Annotated in this window: 13 protein-coding genes; 8 read left to right on the forward strand and 5 right to left on the reverse strand. The window is 66.7% G+C overall.

From position 1 onward, the window contains the following. The first annotated feature begins 45 nt into the window (after positions 1-45). Entirely contained in the window at positions 46-1,353 is a 1,308-nt protein-coding gene (locus BMX32_RS15575) for an NAD(P)/FAD-dependent oxidoreductase (RefSeq protein ID WP_089980114.1), read from the forward strand. A 15-nt stretch (positions 1,354-1,368) separates the two neighbouring features. Here BMX32_RS15575 and BMX32_RS15580 read toward each other — a convergent pair whose 3' ends face one another. From BMX32_RS15580 to BMX32_RS15590, 3 genes are all read right to left on the reverse strand, one after another. After that, complete coding sequence (locus tag BMX32_RS15580; protein WP_029213925.1) at positions 1,369-2,226, reverse strand: aldo/keto reductase; 858 nt, start codon at positions 2,224-2,226, stop codon at positions 1,369-1,371. Positions 2,227-2,353: 127 nt separating this feature from the next. Then, complete coding sequence (locus BMX32_RS15585) at positions 2,354-4,642, reverse strand: hybrid sensor histidine kinase/response regulator (RefSeq protein ID WP_139206756.1); 2,289 nt, start codon at positions 4,640-4,642, stop codon at positions 2,354-2,356. Beyond that, positions 4,639-5,292, reverse strand: a complete 654-nt coding sequence (locus BMX32_RS15590) for a response regulator (RefSeq protein ID WP_049808739.1) — start codon at positions 5,290-5,292, stop codon at positions 4,639-4,641. The genes BMX32_RS15585 and BMX32_RS15590 overlap by 4 nt, the downstream gene beginning before the upstream one ends. 354 nt (positions 5,293-5,646) lie before the next feature. On the opposite strand from BMX32_RS15590, the gene tviB reads away from it, so the two are divergent. From tviB to BMX32_RS15610, 4 genes are all read left to right on the forward strand, one after another. Then, entirely contained in the window at positions 5,647-6,915 is a 1,269-nt protein-coding gene (gene tviB, locus BMX32_RS15595) for a Vi polysaccharide biosynthesis UDP-N-acetylglucosamine C-6 dehydrogenase TviB (RefSeq protein ID WP_244511577.1), read from the forward strand. A gap of 14 nt (positions 6,916-6,929) precedes the next feature. Next, on the forward strand, positions 6,930-7,940 hold the full coding sequence (locus BMX32_RS15600) for an NAD-dependent epimerase (RefSeq protein WP_089980120.1): 1,011 nt from the start codon (positions 6,930-6,932) through the stop codon (positions 7,938-7,940). 58 nt (positions 7,941-7,998) lie between these two features. Continuing rightward, positions 7,999-9,666, forward strand: a complete 1,668-nt coding sequence (locus tag BMX32_RS15605) for a GMC oxidoreductase (protein ID WP_089980122.1) — start codon at positions 7,999-8,001, stop codon at positions 9,664-9,666. Between the two features lie 116 nt (positions 9,667-9,782). Next, a complete protein-coding gene (locus BMX32_RS15610) occupies positions 9,783-11,183 on the forward strand; it encodes a TIGR03013 family XrtA/PEP-CTERM system glycosyltransferase (protein WP_029213920.1) in 1,401 nt (466 codons plus the stop codon). 16 nt (positions 11,184-11,199) lie between these two features. On the opposite strand, the gene BMX32_RS15615 is transcribed toward BMX32_RS15610, so the two are convergent. Further along, on the reverse strand, positions 11,200-11,880 hold the full coding sequence (locus BMX32_RS15615; protein WP_089980124.1) for a J domain-containing protein: 681 nt from the start codon (positions 11,878-11,880) through the stop codon (positions 11,200-11,202). A 114-nt stretch (positions 11,881-11,994) separates the two neighbouring features. Between BMX32_RS15615 and BMX32_RS15620 the strand changes: the two genes are divergently transcribed. Further along, positions 11,995-12,717, forward strand: a complete 723-nt coding sequence (locus tag BMX32_RS15620; RefSeq protein ID WP_089980126.1) for a hypothetical protein — start codon at positions 11,995-11,997, stop codon at positions 12,715-12,717. A gap of 430 nt (positions 12,718-13,147) precedes the next feature. Here the strand turns inward: BMX32_RS15620 and BMX32_RS15625 are convergent, their stop codons facing one another. After that, positions 13,148-15,097 (reverse strand): autotransporter family protein, encoded by a 1,950-nt coding sequence (locus BMX32_RS15625; RefSeq protein ID WP_170843695.1) that lies wholly within the window; start codon positions 15,095-15,097, stop codon positions 13,148-13,150. A gap of 993 nt (positions 15,098-16,090) precedes the next feature. On the opposite strand from BMX32_RS15625, the gene BMX32_RS15630 reads away from it, so the two are divergent. Both BMX32_RS15630 and BMX32_RS15635 read left to right on the forward strand, forming a co-directional pair. Next, entirely contained in the window at positions 16,091-18,217 is a 2,127-nt protein-coding gene (locus BMX32_RS15630; RefSeq protein WP_139206757.1) for a hypothetical protein, read from the forward strand. Between the two features lie 109 nt (positions 18,218-18,326). Further along, positions 18,327-21,101 (forward strand): hypothetical protein (locus BMX32_RS15635; RefSeq protein ID WP_089980132.1); only part of this gene is annotated, 2,775 nt, incomplete at its 3' end.

Here is a 21,101-nt window from a genome sequence, read left to right on the forward strand (position 1 = left end):
TCCGACCGGTATCCTCGTCCGGCAGGCCTTCGAGGAGACACACGCATGGCGACCGCTTCCACCGCAGCGCAACGACACCGCATCGTCATCGTCGGGGGCGGCGCGGCGGGCATCGAGCTGGCCACGCGGCTCGGACGCCAGCGCGAGTTCGACGTCGCGCTGGTGGATCGCGACGCCAGTCATTTCTGGAAGCCGAGATTGCACGAGCTCGCCGCGGGCCTTCTCGGCGACGGCGAGGAAGCCGTGCCCTACCTCGCCCATGCGCAGGCTCATGGCTACCGCTTCGAGCCAGGCGCGCTGAAGCGCGTCGACACCGCCGCGCGCCGGCTCGACCTCGACGGGGTCGTGCTGCCGATGACCGACGAAAAGATCCTCCCGCCGCGTTCCCTCGCCTACGACACCCTCGTGCTCGCGCTGGGAAGCCGGGTCAACGATTTCGGCACGCCGGGCGTGCTGCAATTCTGCGACATGCTCGACAGCCCCGCGCAGGCCATCGCCCTGCGCCGCAAGATTCTCGCGCTCGCCCTGCGCAGCGCGGGCGATCCGCAACGGCGCATCCGCATCGGTATCGTGGGTGCCGGTGCCACGGGCGTGGAACTCGCCGCGGAACTGCATCACGCGTTCAACGACATGCACCGTTACGGTGGCCTCGATCCGGCGTCCAAGCTCGACATCACGCTGATGGACGTCGCGCCGCGCATCCTCCCCGCTGTTGACCCCAGGACGTCGGCGTCGGCTCACCGGGTTCTCGTGCGCATGGGCGTGGACGTGCGGACGGGGGTGGGCGTGGACGCGGTGAGCGCCACGGGGTTCCATCTCAAGGACGGCAGCGTCGTGACCTGCGACATCCGCGTATGGGCCGCCGGCGTGATCGGCCACGACCTGATGACGGGGCTCGGGCCCTTCCAGCTGTCGAAGGACCGCCGTATCGTGGTGGACTCGCGCCTCGCGGCGATCGGCGTCGACAACGTGTATGCCATCGGCGACTGCGCGTACGCCGCGGCGACCGAAGGGGGACCGGGCGTGCCGCCCACCGCGCAGGCCGCGCACCAGCAGGCGAGCTATCTGGCGCGGGCGATACCGCGCGCCCTGCGCAACGACACCGTCGTGCCCTTCGTGTACCACGCGAAGGGCACGCTCGTGTCGCTCGGGGAATACCATGCCACCGGCGAACTGCCGTCCGTGCCGAAGGGCAGAACGCCGATCCCGATGCGCGGCTGGCTGGCGAAGATGCTCTACATCTCGCTCCAGTACATGCACCGCGCGACGCTGCACGGGTGGCCGCGTGCCACGGCCCTGTCCATGGCCGACTGGCTACGCAACACCACCCTGCCGCCGGTGAAGCTGCACTGACGACGAACGGGCGGGTCAGACCGCGCGTTCGAGCGCCTCGAAGTCGTCCTGCGAGAGGTCGAGGGCGGCGGCGGCCACGTTCTCCTCCAGGTGCTCGACGCTTCCGGTGCCGGGAATCGGCAGCATCACCGGCGAACGCTCGAGCAGCCATGCGAGCGCCACCTGGCCGTTGGTGGCACCGAGCCGGCTCGCGATCTTCGAAAGCACGGAGCCTTCCTGCGCCAGGGCACCCGCGGCGAGCGGGAACCAGGGAATGAAACCGATGCCGTTGGCTTCCGCGTAATCCAGCACGGCTTCGCTCTTGCGATTGCCGAGGTTGTAGAGGTTCTGCACGGTGGCCACGCGGAAGTATGCGGAGGCCGCCTCGATCTCTTCGACCGATACCTCCGACAGGCCGACGTGGCGGATCAGGCCTTCATTCTGCATGTCGCGCACGACGCCGAACTGCTCGTCGCGCGGCACGAGCGGATCGATCCGGTGCAGCTGCCACAGATCGATGCGCTCGACGCCGAGTCGGCGCAGGCTCATCAGCACGCACTGGCGCAGGTATTCCGGCCGTCCCACGGGCGCCCAGAGGTCCGGTCCCTGGCGGGTGAGGCCGGCCTTGGTCGCGATCGTCAGACCGGCATACGGATGGAGCACCTCGCGGATCAGACGCTCGCTCACTTCCGGGCCATAGCTGTCCGCGGTGTCGATGAGGTTCACACCGAGTTCGGGCAGTTTCGCGAGCGTGGCGCGCGCGGCGTCCGGACGCTCGGGCTCGTCCCAGATGCCCTTGCCGACGATGCGCATGGCGCCGAAACCGAGGCGGTTGACCTCGATGTCGCCGCCGATGAGGAAGGTACCGCTGGCCGAAGCGTCGAAGCGCGCCATGGGGATGGCTCCGTCTGGAATGGGAGGGCAAAGCATGGCACGGGAGACGGGCCGCGCGTCTGACGAAAACGCGCGGCGCGGTCCGACGACACAAATCGGGGGCGATGCCTGCAACCCGGGCAGCGCGCTAGATGCGCTCGACGATCCCCGTCAGCAGGTCGTCGATGTCGCCACGCACGACGGGCCGTGCCTGCAACAGCACCTCCACCTTCTCGACCGTTTCGGCGACGTGCGCGAGGCCGAGGACCAGCCCGGCGCCCTTGATGCGATGGGCGAGCGCGAGCGCGCGCTCGGGATCGGCGTTCTCGAGCGCCTCGCGGATGGCCTCGATATCGGAAAGGCATTCGTCGCGGAAGGTCCGCTCCACGAACGACGGGCCGGCCTGCTCGGCGAGCGCCGCCTTCAGTGCGGCGAGGGACAGCGGCTTGCCGAGGACGGTGTCGATACCGGACTCGCCGCAACGCCGGACATGGGCTTCCCCGTCGTTGGCGGAAATGGCGATGAAGCGGGTGAACGGACCGTTGTTGGCGAGTTCGCGGGCGCGCAGCTCGGCCGCGATGTCATAGCCCTGCATGTCGGGCAGCTCGCAATCGAGCAGCACGCCGGCGAAACGCCCCGGCACGAACGCGTCGATCGCCGCCTGCCCGTGGTCCACCGCATGCGTGTCGAAGCCAAGGAATTTCAGCTGCGCCGCGATGATCTGCCGGTTGGCCGGATGGTCTTCCACGAGCAGTACCAGCCCGCGCTCGGGCATGTCGACGCCCGGTGCGCTCTCGGGCGCGTCGTCGACGACCGGCATGACCGGCACGCGGCTGGTCGGCAGTTCGATGCGCACCGCCGTGCCCACGTCCACGTCGCTCGTCAGGTCCAGCCGCCCACCGAGGTGACGCACGATTTCCGCGCAGATGCCGAGGCCCAGTCCGGTGCCCCCGAGCCGCGCGGAATGGCTGCCGTGCGCCTGCGAGAACGGCCGGAACAGTTCGCGCTGCCGCTCGGGCGCGACGCCGATGCCCGTGTCGAAGACTTCCAGCACCAGATGGCGCACGTCGTCGGATGCGTCGCCCGCCGTCTGCCAGAGCGCGATGCCGACATGCCCGTGCTCGGTGAACTTCACCGCGTTCGACAGCAGGTTCTCGAGGAGCTGACGGACGCGTGTCTCGTCCAGCAGCAGCCAAGGGAGCGGCCCCATCGGCAGGTCGAGGCGAATTTCCAGCCCCTTCTGCTCGATCGCGGCCCGCTGCCCCTCGATGACCTGACGTGCGACGGCGACGGCATCGCACGAGGCGAGATCCGGGGTGAATCCCTCGCTTTCGGAACGGCTGTAGTCGAGCGCGCTCTTGAGAAGATTCTGAAGACTTCGGCTACTCGATTGCGCGATCGCCATGAGGTCGCGCTGCGGACCTTCCATCGGCGTGCGGGACAGCAGCTCGATCGACGACGTCACCGCGTTGACCGCGTTGCGTACCTCGTGGCTCATCACCGCCAGGAGCATCGTCTTCTGCCGCTCGCCCCGTCGCGAGGCGAGCTGGGCGCGACGCATCTGCCACAGCGCGAACACCATGGCCACGAGGAACGCGAGGCCCAGGCCGATCTCGATGCGATACGCCGACACCACCTGTGACAGGGTCGGGGCGCGAAGGTAGGCCGCCTCGAGCCAGCGCTCGATCACTGCGCGGTTCTCGTCGGCACTGATGCCGCGAACACTGTCGTCGACGATGCCGAGCCATGCCGGTTCGTCCTTGTGCACCGCCACCCGGATCGCCACCGGCATCTCGGGCACGTCGCCCGCGATGCGCAGGCTCAACGCGTAGTCGCGCCGGACGATCGGGTGGTACGCCACGTCGACGCCGATGCCCGCGTCGGCGATACCGCTTTCCACAGCCGCAAGCACCTGGTGCATGTCGGCCAGCGGCAGGCGGGTGATCGCCGGATGCTCGCGCCGCAGCCACGATTCGTAGGCGCCGCCACCCGTGAAGGCCAGCGTGTGGCCTTCCAGCGCCCGCAGGTCGAGCGACGCCGGACCCACGGTGCGACTGATGATCACCGAGCGGCCCTGATAGAAGGGCTGCGACAACAGCGCCGTGGCGCCCACGTCGGCCATCAGCAGCCGGTCGCTCAGCGAGGGCAGCATGTCGACGCGACGCTCCTCGAACGCCCGCACCGATTCCTCCCAGGAGCGCGTGCGCACCGTGACGATGCGCAACCCCGTATGCCGCGCCACCAGTTCGAGATACTGGCTGACCAACGGGTTGGACTTGCCGCTGTTGACCTCGGCGCCCTGCTGCGCGTCGATGGCGATGCGCAGCACGGGGTGCTCGGCGATCCATGTGCGCCGGGCGTCGGGGTCGGCCGTTCCGGCGACCGCCGCTCCCGCCCACGCCACGAGCACCATCGCGAACACCAGCACCCGCCTCACGACGAGGAACCGTCCAGCGCGAGCACGTAGTCGCGCAGCAGGTAGAGTTCGTTGTCGGACGAGATACGCAGTTTGCGGTAGGCCACCGACTTCTGGGTGCTGATCGTCTTCAGGCTCCGACCCGACCGCGCGGCGATCTGCCCGACGGTCAGGCCCTCCAGGAGCTGGCGGATCACTTCCCATTCCCTCGGCGACAGGCGCGACACCGGTGCCGGCGGCGCGCTGTCGCCGCCTTCCCGCACGGGCAGGAACTCGCGGCCGGTCATCACGGCGTCGATGGCGCGGATGACGTCGTCGGGGTCCTGACTCTTAGCCACGAACGCATCGGCGCCCGCCTGGCGGAGACTGTGGACCACCAGCCCCTGGTCGTGCGCCGACACCACGAGGATCTTCATCTTCGGGTAGGCGGCACGCAGCAGTTTGATGAGGGCGATCCCATCGATGTCGTCCATGGCCAGCGAATAGTCGATAAGCGCCACGTCCACCGGCATGGTGGCGAGCATGGCGCGGAATGGCCGGCTGCTCGAATGGCTGCCCACGATGACGATCGCGGGTGACTTTTCCAGATGCGCGATCAGCCCTTTCAGGACGAGCGCATGGTCGTCCAGCAAGGCCACGCGCACCGAGCCCAGGTAGGATCGCGCGGACATGAGTGGACCAAAGAACCTTTGCGTGTAGGCGAAGGCCGGCGCACAGGCTCCGGCGGGACGAAACATATATCGGCGGACCACCCTTGTAAACGTTCTCATGATGCCTTGTTCATGCCCCGGCCGATGCGCGGTATCGGCCATTCGTTCACATCCGTAAGCCATACAGGCAACCGGCGGCGACGTTGCTACGCTTTCGTCGCCCCCGCCAAGACGGGGTTTCTCGACGCACCGAAGGGGTAGGACGAGGGCATGGATACTGAGAGCCGCAGGGTAGCCGCCGGCGATGCCGGCGTGGCCGAACCCGTCGCCAGCGCCCGCCCGTGGGCGGCCACGGGCGGTTTCGTGGCGCCTTCGCTGGATACGGTCCGGGTCGGCATCGTTGGCCTTGGGTACGTGGGCCTGCCGCTCGCCGTCGAGTTTGGCAAGCGCTACGCCACCGTGGGATTCGACATCCGCGCCGAGCGCGTCGCCGAGCTGAACGAGGGATTCGACGCCACTCTGGAAGTGGATGCCGCGGAGCTCGCCGGGGCGAAGCGTTTGAGGTTTTCCTCCAAGCTCGACGAACTCGCGGGCTGCGACGTCTACATCGTCACCGTTCCGACGCCGATCGACGATGCCCGGCGACCCGATCTGACGCCGCTCGTCAGGGCCAGCGAGACGCTGTCCCGCGTGCTCAAGCCCGGCGACGTGGTCGTCTACGAATCCACCGTGTATCCCGGTTGCACCGAGGAAGTGTGCGTGCCGATCCTGGAGCGCGGCTCCGGCCTCGTCTTCAATCGCGACTTCTTCGCCGGCTACAGCCCCGAGCGCATCAACCCGGGCGACAAGACGCACCGGGTCACCAGCATTCTCAAGGTGACCTCCGGCTCCACGCCGGAGGCCGCCGATTTCGTCGATGCGCTCTATCGCTCGGTGATCACCGCGGGCACGCATCGCGCGAGCTCGCTCAAGGTGGCCGAAGCGGCCAAGGTCATCGAGAACACGCAGCGCGACCTCAACATCGCGCTGGTCAACGACCTCGCCATCCTCTTCAACAAGCTCGGCATCGACACGCTCGAAGTGCTCGAGGCCGCGGGCACCAAGTGGAACTTCCTGCCGTTCCGCCCCGGACTGGTCGGCGGCCACTGCATCAGCGTCGACCCGTATTACCTCACCCACAAGGCGCAGCAGGTCGGGCACCACCCCGATGTGATCCTCGCTGGTCGGCGCACCAACGACGGCATGGGGCCGTACATCGCGAGCGAGCTGGTGCGCCTGATGGTCCGCAAGGGGATCAACCCCGTGGGCGCCCGCGTGCTCGTGCTCGGCCTGGCCTTCAAGGAAAACTGCCCCGACCTGCGCAATACGCGGGTCGTCGACATCGTCGGCGCGCTCGGCAGCTATGGCGTGGCGGTCGACGTGCACGATCCATGGGTGCGCCGGGCCGAAGCGCGTCACGAATACGACATCGATCCGGTCGAGGAACCGCTGCACGGCGCCTACGACGCGATCGTCGTCGCCGTCGGCCACCGCGAGTTCGTCGCGCTGGGCGCCGAAGGCATCCGTGCCTTCGGCAAGCCGCTCTCCGTCGTCTACGACGTCAAGTACGTGCTGCCCCGCGACGCGGTGGACGGCCGGCTCTGACCTGCGGATTTCCCATGAAGATCCTGGTCACGGGCACCGCCGGCTTCATCGGATTCCACGTCGCGACCCGGCTTCTCGAGCGCGGCGACCGGGTCGTCGGGCTCGACAACCTGTCCGATTACTACGACGTCGGGCTGAAGAAGGCCCGGCTGGCCCATTTCCAGGACCATCCCCGCTACACGCACGTACACGCCGATCTTTCCGACCGCGATGCCATGGAAACGGCGTTCGCCACGCACCGTCCGGAGCGCGTCGTGCACCTCGCGGCGCAGGCGGGGGTACGTTACGCGACGAAGAATCCGCACGTGTACGTTTCGAGCAACGTCACCGGTTTCCTGCACGTGCTCGAGGGCTGCCGTCGCCACGGCGTGGAGCATCTCGTATTCGCGTCCACCAGTTCGGTGTATGGCGCCAACACTCACCTGCCCTTCTCCGAGCACCAGCCGACGGAGCACCCGCTGACGCTCTACGCGGCGACGAAGAAGGCCAACGAGCAGATGGCGCACTCGTACGCCCACCTCTATGGCCTGCCCTGCACCGGCCTGCGCTTCTTCACCGTCTACGGTCCGTGGGGCCGCCCGGACATGGCGCTGTTCCTGTTCACGCGCGCGATCCTCGCCGGCGAGCCGATTCCGGTGTTCAACCATGGGCATCACAAACGCAGCTTCACCTACGTCGACGACATCGTCGAGGGCGTGATCCGCACGCTCGATGCCCTGCCGAAGAGCAACGACCGCTGGTCGGGTGCGCGGCCCGACCCGGGCAGCAGCGGCGTCGCGCCCTACCGGATCTTCAACATCGGCAACGAAAAACCGGTGCAGCTGCTGCGCTACATCGAAGTGCTGGAAGAACGCCTCGGGCGCAAGGCACGACTGGACATGTTGCCCCTGCAGCCCGGCGACGTGCCCGATACCGAGGCGAACGTATCCGCCCTCGTCCAGGCCACCGGTTACGCGCCGAAAGTGGACGTGGACGAAGGCGTCGGTCGTTTCGTGGAATGGTATCGCGCGTACTACGGCGCCTGACCCCAGCAACCACAGCGAACGACATGAACGCATACGCCGATTCCCCGGGAGAAGCACCGTGATCATCGACTACCTGGATCGATCCATCCCGGACGACGTCCAGGCCGACCTGTGCATCGTCGGCGCAGGCCCTGCGGGCATCGCCATCGCGCGCGCCTTCCTCGGCACCGCGACGCGGGTCTGTCTCCTCGAAGGCGGCGGCCTTGCCGGCGAAGACCGCAGCCAGTCGCTCTACGACGGCGAATCGGTCGGCGACCTTCCTTTCGACGCCGGCACCTCGCGCATGCGCGTGTTCGGCGGCAGCTGCACCCTGTGGGGCGGTGGATGCATTCCGTTCGCGGACAGCGATCTCGAACCCCGCGACTGGGTACCCGACAGCGGCTGGCCGCTGCGCTACGCCGATCTCGCACCATGGTACGAACGGGCGAGGGATTTTTGCCGTATCGATCCCGTCCATCGCTTCGGGCCCGGCGCGTTCGACGGCCCGCCGCCGAGACGTCCGCTCGACCTGGATCCGGAGGCGCTGGCCAACTTCGTCTTCGCCCGCAGCCCGATCACGTTCGGCGAGGCGTACCGCGACGAGCTGCACGCCGCGCCCAACATCACGGTGCTGTTGCACGCGAACGTCATGGAACTCGAGGCGACGCACGACGCCGGCCAGGTCACGGGCGCGAGGATCGGCACGCTCGACGGGCGCCGTGGCCGCGTCTTCGCGCGCCACTACGTGCTCGCCGCCGGCGGTATCGAGAACGCGCGCATCCTGCTGCTGTCGGACTCGGTCGCGCCACATGGCCTCGGCAACGACCGCGACCTGGTCGGCCGATACTTCATGGACCACCCGAGCGGGACCATCGGCAGCATCCGCGCCGACCAACCCGACATCGTCACGCGTCCGTACGAGCGCACGATCGGCAAGGTGCGCGCGCCGCTGGCGCCCGAGATCGGCCTGTCGATGAGCGCGCAGTCCCGGCATCGCACGCTCAACGGCCGCGTGCACCCATTCCCGGTCGAGGGCCAGGTACCGCGCGGCATCCGTGCGCTTCGCGACGTGCGCGCCGCCCTTCGGCCTCCGACGCGGAACGAGGCCGCGCTGCTGGAAGCGCGTCTTTCCGCGGCACTGCAGAACGGGCCAGGCGGCAGCGTGGCGGTGCAGCAGAATCTCGTCATCAGCGCGGTGCGCCTCGGACTGCACATCGGTGACGTCGTCCGCGCCGTCGCGCAGAAGGTCGCCGACAGGCCGACCGTGCGCAGCGATCGCGTCGAACTGGTGGGTTTCTTCGAGCAGGCACCCCAGCGCGACAGCCGGGTGACCCTCGGCGACGACCGCGACCCGCTCGGGCTGCGCCGCGTGCGCGTGGACTGGCGCCTCAACGACCTCGACCGCCACACCTGGCAGACCATGACGGTGCTCGCCGGCGACCGCCTCGCCGCGGCATGCAATGGTCGTTTCGATCCCGCCCCGTGGATCGCGGGCGAAGGGCCTCCAGGCATCCACGGGACCGCGCACCACATGGGCACGACGCGCATGGCGGACGATCCGTCGCGCGGCGTCGTGGACCCCATGGGCACGGTGCACGGCATCGCCAACCTGCATGTGGCGGGCAGCTCGACCTTCCCCACCGGCGGCTGGGCGTTTCCGACGTTCACCCTGATCGCGCTCAGCCTGCGGCTGGCCGAACACCTGCGCGTGCTGCTGTCGGCCTGCGAGCGGAGCGGCCTGGCGTGACCGACCGGCCTTTCGGCCTAGCCGGCGAACGAACCGTAAGTGGAATCGACACGCCGCCCTCCAGTTCCTAGCCTCTCGGTATGGCAGCTGGGGACGCGTGACATGAGGGGTAACCGATGATTCGCCTGTTCCGACAGCCGATCCTGCGCTGGCTCACGCTGCTGGGATCGTGCGAGCTGCTCCTGCTCGCGGCCTCGCTCAACGCCGCGACGTGGATCCGTTTCGCTCCCTCGCCGGAGGACCTCGCCGCGTCGACACAGAACGTGACGGCTCGCGCCACCATGTTCGCGGTGGTGATCTTCCTGTGCATGGCCGCCCTCGGCGAATACCGGGCCACGCTGCGCATGAGCTGGCGCGGCCAGCTCGCACGCCACGCCATCGCCTTCGCGATGGGCGGCCTCGCGCTGATCGTCGGCTACTACGTGATTCCGCAGGCCTATGTGGGACGCGGCGTGCTCGGCATGGCACTCGTCATCGGCTTTCTCGCGACCGCCGGATTCCGTGCGCTCTTCATGCGCATGGTGGAGATGGAGTCGCTGAAGCGCCGGGTGCTCGTTCTGGGCGCCGGCGAGCGCGCCGCGCAGATCCACAACCGCATGCGCCGTCGCGCCGATCGGCGTGGCTTCTGCCTCATGGGCTACGTGCGCGGACCGAACGAAAAGGTCGCGATCCCCGAGGCGCTGCTCCTGCGGCCCGAGGGCAGCCTCGCCGCGCTCGCGCACCGCGAACGTATCGATGAGATCGTCGTCGGCGTCGACGACCGGCGGGGGAGCCTGCCCATGGACGATCTGCTCGCCTGCCGCCAGCTCGGCGTGCAGATCACCGACCTCACCACGTTCGTGGAGCGCGAAGCCGGCCGCGTGCAGCTGACGATGCTCGATCCCTCGTGGCTGGTGTTTTCCGGTGGATTCAACGCGACGCCGATCGCGCTGTTCGTCAAGCGGGCCTTCGACATCGCCGCGGCCTCGACGATCGCCCTGCTCTGCTGGCCGATCATGCTCGGCGTCGCGCTGGCCATACGGATCGAATCGGGGCGTGGCCAGCCGATCCTCTACCGCCAGGAACGCGTCGGCGAACAGGGCCGGCCGTTCTGGCTCTACAAGTTCCGCAGCATGCGCACCGACGCGGAACTCGACGGCGTGGCACGCTGGGCATCGAGCAACGACGACCGCGTCACGCGCGTGGGACGCATCTGCCGCAAGCTGCGTTTCGACGAGCTGCCGCAGCTATGGAACGTGATCCGCGGCGACATGAGCATCGTCGGTCCGCGCCCGGAGCGTCCGCAATTCGTCTCCGACCTCGAAACGAAGATCCGCTTCTACAGCCTGCGCCACAGCATCAAGCCGGGCCTCGCCGGCTGGGCCCAGCTGAGCTATCCCTACGGCGCCTCCGAAGAGGACGCCGCCGAGAAGCTGAAATACGACCTCTTCTACGTGAAGAACCACAACCTGTTTCTCGACATGGTCATCCTCATCGAGACGGTGGAAGTGGTGCTGTTCGGCCGCGGCGCGCGCTGACCGCGCGGCGATGAGCTCACGGACGCGGTCGGGGAGACACGACGTGAAGCGCGCGCAGGGGCGAGCTGTACCAGTCGACGACCTGGTCCCCTTCGAAGCGGATCCACGACGGGCCGTATTCCCACCGATCGTCGGCGCGGCGCGTCGGCTCACCCTCGATCGCGATCACTTCGTCGGTCGTCATGCCGAGGGCGATCGTGACCACCGGTGTTTGCCCGGCATGCACGGCGGATGGCGCGCGCGGTTCGTCTTCGACATCGGCCACATAGCCATCCGGCCACATCCACCAGACCACCGCGCCGACGCCCAGGAGCACCGCCGCGAACCACCAGCGCAGCGGCAGACCTCGCGGCGGGCCACCGGGCGTCGGCACGGACGCCGCGGCGGGCCGCGCCTCCATGGGCGGCGCGATGTCGACCGTGTCGGCCACCGTCGCCTCCGCGACGATGGGCCTTGCGGGAATCGGCGCGCCGGGCAGACGCCCGTGGCGCCGGTAGAAGTCCATCGCCGCGCCGTACTGCGCCGTGAGACGTTGCAGCCGCGCCGCCGCCAGCACGTCGGCGCGCGATCCGCGGCGACGATCCGGATGCCAGAGCGCCACGTTGCGACGATAGGCCTGCTTGAATTCGTCCAGGGAACAGCCGGGCTCGAGCCGCAGCTTTCCGTAGAGGTCGAGAAAATCGGTTTCGTGCGCCACCTGCCGCCACTCCCCTGGAACGGTACGCGCGACCTCCCTTCCGGCCAGCGGTCCGCTCCGCCAAGCGTGGCGCAGGTCCTTCATCGTGACAAGTACAACTTTTGGAGAAGCGACATGCCGTCGCACGCGCCGCTCATCGCCATCGCCCTGTCGCTCGCATCGATCGCCGCGGCGATGGCCGCCGACGTCCCCGCACCCTCGCTCGGTGCGCACGTTTTCCTGGGCCAGGGCGAAGGTCTCGGCAGCAGTCCCGCGACCACGCCGGCCATGACCACGCAGGCACGGGACAGCGTCTTCGTCGCGTTCAACGCAGGCTACGCGAGCAACGACGCGCGCCCGAGCGACACCTACGGCAATACGTGGAAGCGACTCGGTCACGCCGCGACCTACGCGAACTACGGCAACCGCTTCAACGTCAACGCATGGGTGGCGCTCGGTGGCAAAGGCGGTCCGAGCCACACCGTGTCGATCGTCAAGCGCGGCGAACCGAAGGGCGAGCTGTCGCTCCCCTTCGTCGAGGTACGCGATGCACGACGCGTCGCCGCTTTCGCGCAATCGTATGCCGACCCGTCGCTCGTCGTCGCGAGCGATGCCATCGAGGTCGACGGACCCGCCACGTTGCTCGCGTTCTGGTGGGGCGACGGCGGCGTGAAGCAGATGACCGCGACACCGGGCGACGGCTTCACGCTGATCGACGCGTTCGTGCAGCTACCCGACGAGAGCGGGGTGCAGGGCGCGGTCGCGTGGCGTCAGGTAAGCGAAGCGGGACGCTATCGCGTGCACTGGACCGCCGCCCCCGTCCAGGGCGCATCGCTCTGGATCATCGCCATCCAGTAAGGCGCTGTCCGGAAGCGGACAGCCTCGTTCGCCGTCGCGGCACCGCATGCCGCGATACGACGGGCTTCGCGCGGACATGCGGACACTTTCCACGCGAAAACAGGGCGATGCACGTCCGGAAACGGACAATGACGCCTACAACCACAGGCATATTTTCGTCGAGCCGTCGCCTGATTAGCCTGAACCCTCGACACCGGGACGCTGCGGACGGGTCAGGAAGGGACGCCCGCAAAGGAAGGCCCCAGGAGCAGGACGCGCAAAAGGACTGGATCGAAGCGCAAGGACTCGCGCGAGGAAGGATCCAAGGATGCGCAGCACACGGAACGCGCAAGATGCGCGAACCGTTCGCAGCTCACGGTGTCGACGCGGGTGACTAGGCAAGGCACCACGGCGGCACATGGACTGCGCCGCCGTGGTCATTCGCCCGTCGTCAGAAGGTGACGCGCACCCCGAGGTTGCCCGCCCAGCCGCGCATGCCGTAGCTGCCGACGAAATGCTGGTAGGTGCCTTGTCCGTACACCTGCACGTGATCGGTCAGCTGGCTCACGGCGCCCGCGGCGACGCGATACGCGTTACCCACACGACCGGAACCGAAGCGCTCGGCGACATGCCAGTCGGCACTCGAGACGTCGACACCCGGATCGCCATGGCTGGTGTGCGTCAGGTCGAGGCTCGCATACGGCATGAACCGCACGTTCGTTTTTCGCGACACCTGCGCGCCGATCCGCGCGCTCGTCTGCTTCGCCGTGCCGAGCCTCACCAGGAGGCCGTCGCCGTCGGTGAAGTTGCGAAAGTTCAGCGCCTGGTGCTTCAGCTGGAACCGCGGTTCGACGGTCCAGTCGCCACCCAGCGCCATCGGCATGCCCGCTTCGACCGACATCGTCCAGCCGTTGGCGCGCACGCGTCCCACGTCGGAGCCGCGCAGATCGGTGCCGACATCGCCGCGATAGCGCGTGGAACCGATCACGCCGTCCACCCAGAGCCCGCCGCCATGCTGCCATGTGATCCATGCCGAAACACCGTTGGCCCGGTACTTCGCCGAGCTGTTGCCGTCGACCGCCTTCGGCGTGACGCGCGTCGTGCCGTGGTCGGCGGCCCAGCCGGCACGCAACGACCCATTGTCGCCATCGAGTGCGACCAGGCTGCCGCCGAACTGCAGCGCGTTGACCTGCTGGTCGAAGTCGTAGCCGAAGCGTTTGAACGACAGGTTCGACGTGTAACGCAGCTGGCCGCCGAGGTAACGCGCGAAGACCTCGCCACCGACGGGGTCGCTCGATATACCCGTGCGGACCTCGCCGAGACGCTGGTGCAGGCCGTCGTTGAGCATGTCGCCGTAGGTAAGCAGCGCGGCCGGCGCGGACAGGTACGACGGCATCTGCGGCACGACCGCCTCGCGGCCGCCGTCGCCGGGATTTGGGTCGACCGGCGGTTCGACCGGCGGCTCCACGGGCGGATCGACCGGATCCACTGGTGGAACGACGGGGTCGACCGGCTCGCAGTCGCTTTCGCACACGATGGTATTACCCAGGCGATAGTCCCATGCGAGCGCCGCGCCATTCTGCAGCGCGTTCTGCGCCTGATCCACGGCACCAGGGCCGAACGCGTGCAGCCTGTATTGCCACGGCCCGGCGGCCACGTAACCGCCACGCAGCGTGAACGCGTCGGCACGCGACGCGCCGGCGACCTGGACCAGCGAGATGCCCTCGTTAGCGTCGACGACACCGTTCTGGTTCACGTCGGTGAGCGCCCCAGAGCCTGATCCGCTCACTGCGAGTGTCGTGGCACCCGTGGTGGACACGTTGCCTTCGATCAGCAGCCGGTCCGTGCCCTGGGCCGAGATGTCGCCACCCTGGTCCAGGTTCGTCTGTACCGCGACGAGACCGCCCGTTCCCGAAAGATCCCCATGAATCACCAACGAACGATGCAATGTCGGGGGCGGCGATGCAAATGCGATTGTCGCATCCGAAAGCTCAAGTGCGTTGACCTCCGAATCCGTTGCCATGGTCCAGATCGACGAAGACGTCACGGCCGCCGTCACCGAACCCTTGATGGCGCCAGTCAGAACCGCACCGTTCTGGAGTCTGAGGTTCGCCGTGCCATCGGCCACCGTAGCGCTGGCCCCACGCGCGATGTGGATATCACCAACGATATCGCTCGCATCGGCCAGCAGATCAAGCGTCGTCCGCGAGGTCGCATCGATAGCGACACCGTTCTCGCCCACCAGCCTGCTGTGGTTGCGCAGTTCGACCGTCCCATCGGTAACGTTTCGTGCTGTCGACTGCACCCTGACCGCCGCCTCGCTCCGACCGGTCACGGTGGAATCGTCGAGCACCAGATGCCGACCGCCACTCGAGGCATCCGCACGCTCTTCATGAAGCATTCTTACGCCATATCGTTCGCCGGTGATGGACGATCCGGTCGCACTCAGCGTCCCGTTGTAAACGCCTGCGCCAATGCCACCGTTCGCGCTCGTCCCCGTCGAAGTCGCCGTGACACGATCAATCGACACCTCGCCCGGTCCCGTCACCAATAGTCCGTGACCGGTTGCCGAGATCGTGCTCGCCGTCACCGACACGCGGGTGATCGAAGCGCTGGCACCACTCGTGTACGTCCGCAGCCCGATATCGGATTCGTCGACCGATCTGCTTCTGATGGTGGCGCCGACGATCGTCGCGCTCGTGCCGTTGGCGAACTCAAGGGCGTTTCCAGCCGCGTTCTCAATCGTCGCTCCGGAGCCGATATCGATACGCGCGCTCAGGGCAGTGATACCCAGCGCGGATGCGCCCGGCGCGAGCGTCAAACTCCCGCCGTTCCCCACTTGCCACATCTCAGCAGGATCGCCTGCCTGCACCGTATGCATTCCGCCTGGAATGACGACTCCCGCGACGGCATCCGCCGTGGGCAAGAGAAGTACACACGCGATGGCTGCAGACAGTGGACCGGGTATCGCTCGGGTGCGATTGTTCGTCATGGCTCGCTCAAGAATCATAGAATAGGGGCACGGGCCCAAAGACGGCCTGAGGCGGTCAGGGTCGTTGATCGGCCGCGCGGGGGGGGGGAGGCCTTATTCCACATCATGGGTTGCCACGCTCGCCATAGGATTAGTCCTAAAATGCGTGATCTTCGTTTAGCGCAGCAGCTATCGGCTGTCATCTCTTTTGCGGCATGGAAATCGGCGAGCATCACGTCCGGCAGGAAAACTGCGCCGATGTGTCCGTATCCGGACACGTGGATCGTCCGATTCCGGACACACAAACGCCATACCTACGACCTCCGGGATATCGCACATGTCGACGGGAATGGGTAAGGTCATTACTCCCTGGTATGAGGCTGGGGCTCGGTTATCTCACACACCTTTCAGGAGGAATTCGCCATGGATGGCACACCACGTCGCCGCTACCCGTCAGGCCGCAAGCCCGTTGCGATCGATTCGTCCACCGCCGCGACATTGATGCGCAGGGACAGCATGAGGGCTGGTGCTCGGGCTACCATCGCGGTGAAACTCGAGTTCGCCGCGGGGGATCTTGCGCCTGTGCCTCCTGGCGCCCCCGCTGACAATCTACTGCTCGCGAGCACGGAAACGAAGGATCTCGTGCTGACACTTCCCATGGAAACAACGCCGCTCGATTACGGAATCGGCGATACCATAGGGCTCGTATTCGTCGGCGAAGACGGCACGGAAACAGCGATCGGTAACGTTATCGACGTCGACCCGTTTTTTGAAGACGGGAGCGGCGGCATACTTCCGCCGGCGCAATGGATCGCGAAACTGCCTCTGCCTGCCGCGGCGCGCGCCACGCAGACGGAAGGAAAGACATATATCAACATCAGGTATTACTACGGCCTGGGCGGGACCGATAGCGGACCACTCGGCCAGTCCTACATCACCGACTACACGGCACCGGGAGGTGATGAAGGGCTGGGCCCCCTGCGCTTCGCGGACGAAGTGATCGCTGAAGGCGTCACGGCCGCCGTTCTCGTGAGCGACGATGGCGGGACGACTTACTACCTGCCGGCGACAGTGTTCAGCTACGAAGGTCACGATAAGGCGGGCGACACGGTCACCGGCATCGTCAACGGCGCCGAGGAAACGGTGGACGCCATCGCGGCAGGCACCGACCAGATCACGGTGAAGTTCAAGCGCGACTTCATCGAAACGCAGGAAACCGCCGCAGGCGCCACTGGAAAGCTGACCTTCAGCTACAAGATCAGCGACCGCGCCGGCAATGTGTCTGCGCCCTCCGAGCCCGTCGTGCTCGATGTGCTGCTCGCGGGCGAGGTGACCAACCTCGAGGCACCGCTGGTACCCCAGTACACGAAGGGAACGCCCTTGGGCGAGTCTGACGCACGTGCGCAGATCACGGTGAATATCCCCCAGGTCGCAGGGCCGCTGGCGACTGACAAGATCATGGTGCATTGGGGTGACATCGAGATTGGCCCCGTGGACGTCGATCCTGCCGCCGACCCGATGGCAACCGCGCTCGTGAAGTACGCCGCGGTCCTCGATTCCTGGAGCAACGACACGGGTGGCCTGAGCGACACCGTGCAGACGGTCGACGTGAGCTACCGGCTATTGCGCGGCAACATGGTCGCCGGCCGCCCCACGGCGGACACCGCCGTCGAAGTCAACCTGTACCAGGGCGGAAACGTCGACCCTGATCCTGGCACACCGGCCAACGAACACCTCGTTCCACCGACGCTTACCAGCGCTTCGGGCGAGACGAACGAGATTCCGAAAGGCGATCTGGACAAGGACGCCAAAGTTACGGTCCCCTATCAGTACACCGACGAGGACGGCAACGACGTCGATGTGTTCGTCGCGGACGATGTGCTGACCGTCATTTACGACGGTATAGAACTCGCCCCTGTGGATATCGCAGCCGCACCGACGGCCAATATCGACGTGGTACTTCCAACCGCCACCATCGTAGCGCGGGGTTCAGGCATCAAGGCGCTCGCCTATACCATCGATCGCACCTTTGCGTCGGGTGCGTCGAATCGCTCCCTCTCGCCTCCGACTGATGTGTCGGTGAAAGGAAACGATCTCTTACCTGGCAAGGGGACCCTCCCGCCGTGTAACGTGCCCAAAGCGGAGAACCCCCCCAAGCCGCTCGCGATCGGGCCGTGTGAGGCGAAAGACGGCGGCGTGGACTTCGAAGTACCGGTCTACGAGAACCAGAGTGTCGGCGACAAGATCACCATGACGGGGAAAGTGTACACGCGCTTCATCGCGACCGGTCACGCCACGGACACTGTTCCGGCCCCTCCGCGAGACCTCCCGACGATCGAAATCGAGGTGGCTCCGGGACAGGAAGCCGCGAAGACCATCTTCCATTATTCGGAACACGATTTGATGCGGCGCGATATTCCAGGTGACGGGCTCTCGCTTCATATTCATGCCACGTATACGGTGCTCGGCAAGCTGGATGACAGCGAAACCGTTACTTCGGCGGTGCAATTGATCAACCTCGATTCCCGCGGCGGCTGCCCGACCCGGTGACACCATCAGATACGCCGGCCATGTGATCAGGACAAGGTGTCGGCGGTGCGATGCGCCGCCGACACCTTGACTTAGACTGCCAACATCATCGTCCATGGAGGGACGCGACATGACTACGGACCCGGGGCACCGCGCGTCCATCGATGCGGTTACGCCGCTGATGTTTCCATCGGGCGTGCTGGCTCGCGTCGCGTCAGGCATGCAGGCCGACTTTCTGCTCATCGTCGATGTTCGCGACGATCCCATCGTTCTGGAACTAGCTACCAACAGTTTTCCCGGCGATACGGGCGACAAGATTCAGCTGACGGTGGACGGACAACCTGTCGGACCGATCGTCGATGTCGAGCCCTACCTCACGGAGCCGGTCATTCCGCTCGAACTGGCTGCCGATCTGCGCGTGGTCGAAGGTGTCCATTCGCTGAATTACACGCTGTTGTTCTCCGGAGGAGGAGTCGGGAGCGGCCCCGCGGGACAGCAATTCATCGTCGACTACACACCGCCCGGCGGCACCGGTGTGCCACCCCGGATGATTTTCCCTGCGGGCGTCGCGGACGGCGTGACGCAGGAAGACCTCGACTCCGATGCGAACGGCAGCTGGTTGCCGGCAACCGTCGAGCGTTACAACGGCCAGCAGCCTGGCGACTATATTCAGCTGTACGTCGATGGCATCCGCGTCGACGCGCTGCCACCGGTCGAAGTCGCGCCTGGGCAGGAGATGTCCGATGTCGAGCTCCGGATCCCTCGTGCGATTCTCGAGGCGATCGGCGACGACAGCGACGCACCGGATGGCAAGCATGGCTTTGCCTACACCTTCGAAGATCGCGCAGGCAACGTGAGCGCGCTTTCGAAGGAAGTGAGGTTGCAGCTCCGGCTCGACGAGCGCATCGACGATCTCGAGACACCGCTGGTTCCCGGAGCGGACGATGGGCTGGTCACCGATGCGGACACGCGACCCCAGGCCGCCGTGATCGTGGATATTCCGGGCAACGCCCTGTACAAGCCGAACGACGTCGTCAGTGTTTTCTGGAACGGCATCGAGACCGAGCCACAGACGATCCGTCCCGGCGGCGAAGGCCGGGATCCGGTGCTCGCGTTCCTCGTGTCGTACGACGACGTCTACGACGACTGGTTCGCCACGGCCGGAGACAACGACATCGACGTCCCCGTGACGGTGACCTACAAGGTCACGCGCGGCGGCGTGTTTCTCGGCGAGCCGAACGTGCCGGCCACGACGGCCATCAATCTCTTCGGTGCCGGGGGAAAGGATCCCGATCCGTTCACGCCCGTCAACGAAGGCCTGGGCAAGCCCGTCGTCCGGTCGACGGAAGGTGGCAACGACAACGAGATTCCCGCGGATGCGCTCGACAGCGATGCGGTCGCGACGATACCGGGCATGCGGGCCTCCGACGCCACGGTGCCCGCCTTCGCGGTCGGCGACATCGTGCAGCTGTACTGGGAAGGCACAGCGGTGGATACGCCATTCGAGGTGACGACGCCGGGCGACGACATCCAGCGAACGATTCCCACCGACGCGCTGACCGCTGTCGGCCCGGGCGCCTGGCATGCCCACTACACCGCGACACGGCGTCTTTCGACCACGCCGTTCGAGAACGTGACGAGGTCGCCGGCCGCGGACGTGAGCGTGGGCGATCCTTCGGAACTCCCGGGCGGTGGGGACTGGTTGCCGTATGCGGTCTTCCGCGAGGGTGAAATCAACAGCGCAGGCCATCTCGTCCTGACGGACAGAGGCGTCGATGGTACGGTCATTCGTATCTACGCCTATCCGAACATGCGTGTGGGCGACACGATCGCCGTCACCTGGCGGCCTAACAAGACGCTCACGGGCCATGCCAGCTTCGACATGGAACCGGTGGACCTGGAGCCACACGTCGTCGCCGCAGCAGACCTCGTGCCGAAGGACGACTACCTGGCTGGCGACCCGGTGCGTCCCCCGGTTCCGGACATGAAAGTCTACGTCGACTTCAAGATCACGGCGGAACAAATCAGCGCTGTCGTCTCTTCGACCGGCATACCCGGCATGGGATCGGCTCGCGTTACTTACAACGCGCGCAATCCGAATGGCACGGGGCAATCGGATCCGAACCGCGCCAGGAATCCCGTGCTCGCGATCGACACGAGAAACACAAGGCATTCAAATACAACGGGGAACATCGTCATGGGAGACACCACCCGCAAGACCGCGCCTCATGCGATCGACGTCCCCTACATCGAGCGCGCCGCCGACGGCGGCCTGGGCTATCTCGACCTGAAGCAGAATCCCGACGTCGACATCGTCGCCCGTATTGTCTGGGATGACTTCAACGGCGGGGACACCGCGTTCGTCGTCGGTCCCGATGACAAGATTCTGGGCAGCGCCGCCGTCCTGGCACCGGTCGAGAGCGTGGCCGTGCTGATCCCCGCCAAGACACTTTCGGAACTGGGCGACGGTACCCATCTCATCCGCTCCCGCGTGCGCGACGCCATCGGCTCCACGTTCGATTCGGCGCCCGACGAGCTGGTCATCAAGCTCACCGTGCCCGGCGACCTCGACACCGTGGTGAGCACGCCCTATATCAACGAGAACCTCGTCGTGCCCACGATCGTGCCTCGCCCGATCGATCCGGCCACCCCCTCGGCCACCGTCACCATCGCGCCGTACGCCTATATGGCGGAGGGCGACAGCATCACCCTGCGCTGGGGCCACACCGGCAACGACCTCACCGTCGGTCCGCTGGCCGCCGCCGAGGTCGGCAAGGACGTCGTCTTCACCGTCCCGCGCAGCGTCATCGACGCCGGCGGCGTCGGCTTGCAAGATATCGACTACCAGATCTACGACATCGTCGGGAACTGGTCGCTGTGGTCGCCCACCGCCCAAGCCGACATC

Origin of the sequence: Luteibacter sp. UNCMF331Sha3.1 (assembly GCF_900109915.1) — a bacterium.
Taxonomy (GTDB): domain Bacteria; phylum Pseudomonadota; class Gammaproteobacteria; order Xanthomonadales; family Rhodanobacteraceae; genus Luteibacter.

Coding starts and splice junctions, on each gene's coding strand:
- BMX32_RS15575 (WP_089980114.1), top strand. CDS start 46: ATGGCGACCGCTTCCACCGCAGCGCAACGACACCGCATCGTCATCGTC.
- BMX32_RS15580 (WP_029213925.1), bottom strand. CDS start 2,226: ATGGCGCGCTTCGACGCTTCGGCCAGCGGTACCTTCCTCATCGGCGGC.
- BMX32_RS15590 (WP_049808739.1), bottom strand. CDS start 5,292: ATGTCCGCGCGATCCTACCTGGGCTCGGTGCGCGTGGCCTTGCTGGAC.
- BMX32_RS15600 (WP_089980120.1), top strand. CDS start 6,930: ATGAAGATCCTGGTCACGGGCACCGCCGGCTTCATCGGATTCCACGTC.
- BMX32_RS15610 (WP_029213920.1), top strand. CDS start 9,783: ATGATTCGCCTGTTCCGACAGCCGATCCTGCGCTGGCTCACGCTGCTG.
- BMX32_RS15620 (WP_089980126.1), top strand. CDS start 11,995: ATGCCGTCGCACGCGCCGCTCATCGCCATCGCCCTGTCGCTCGCATCG.
- BMX32_RS15625 (WP_170843695.1), bottom strand. CDS start 15,097: ATGCTTCATGAAGAGCGTGCGGATGCCTCGAGTGGCGGTCGGCATCTG.
- BMX32_RS15630 (WP_139206757.1), top strand. CDS start 16,091: ATGGATGGCACACCACGTCGCCGCTACCCGTCAGGCCGCAAGCCCGTT.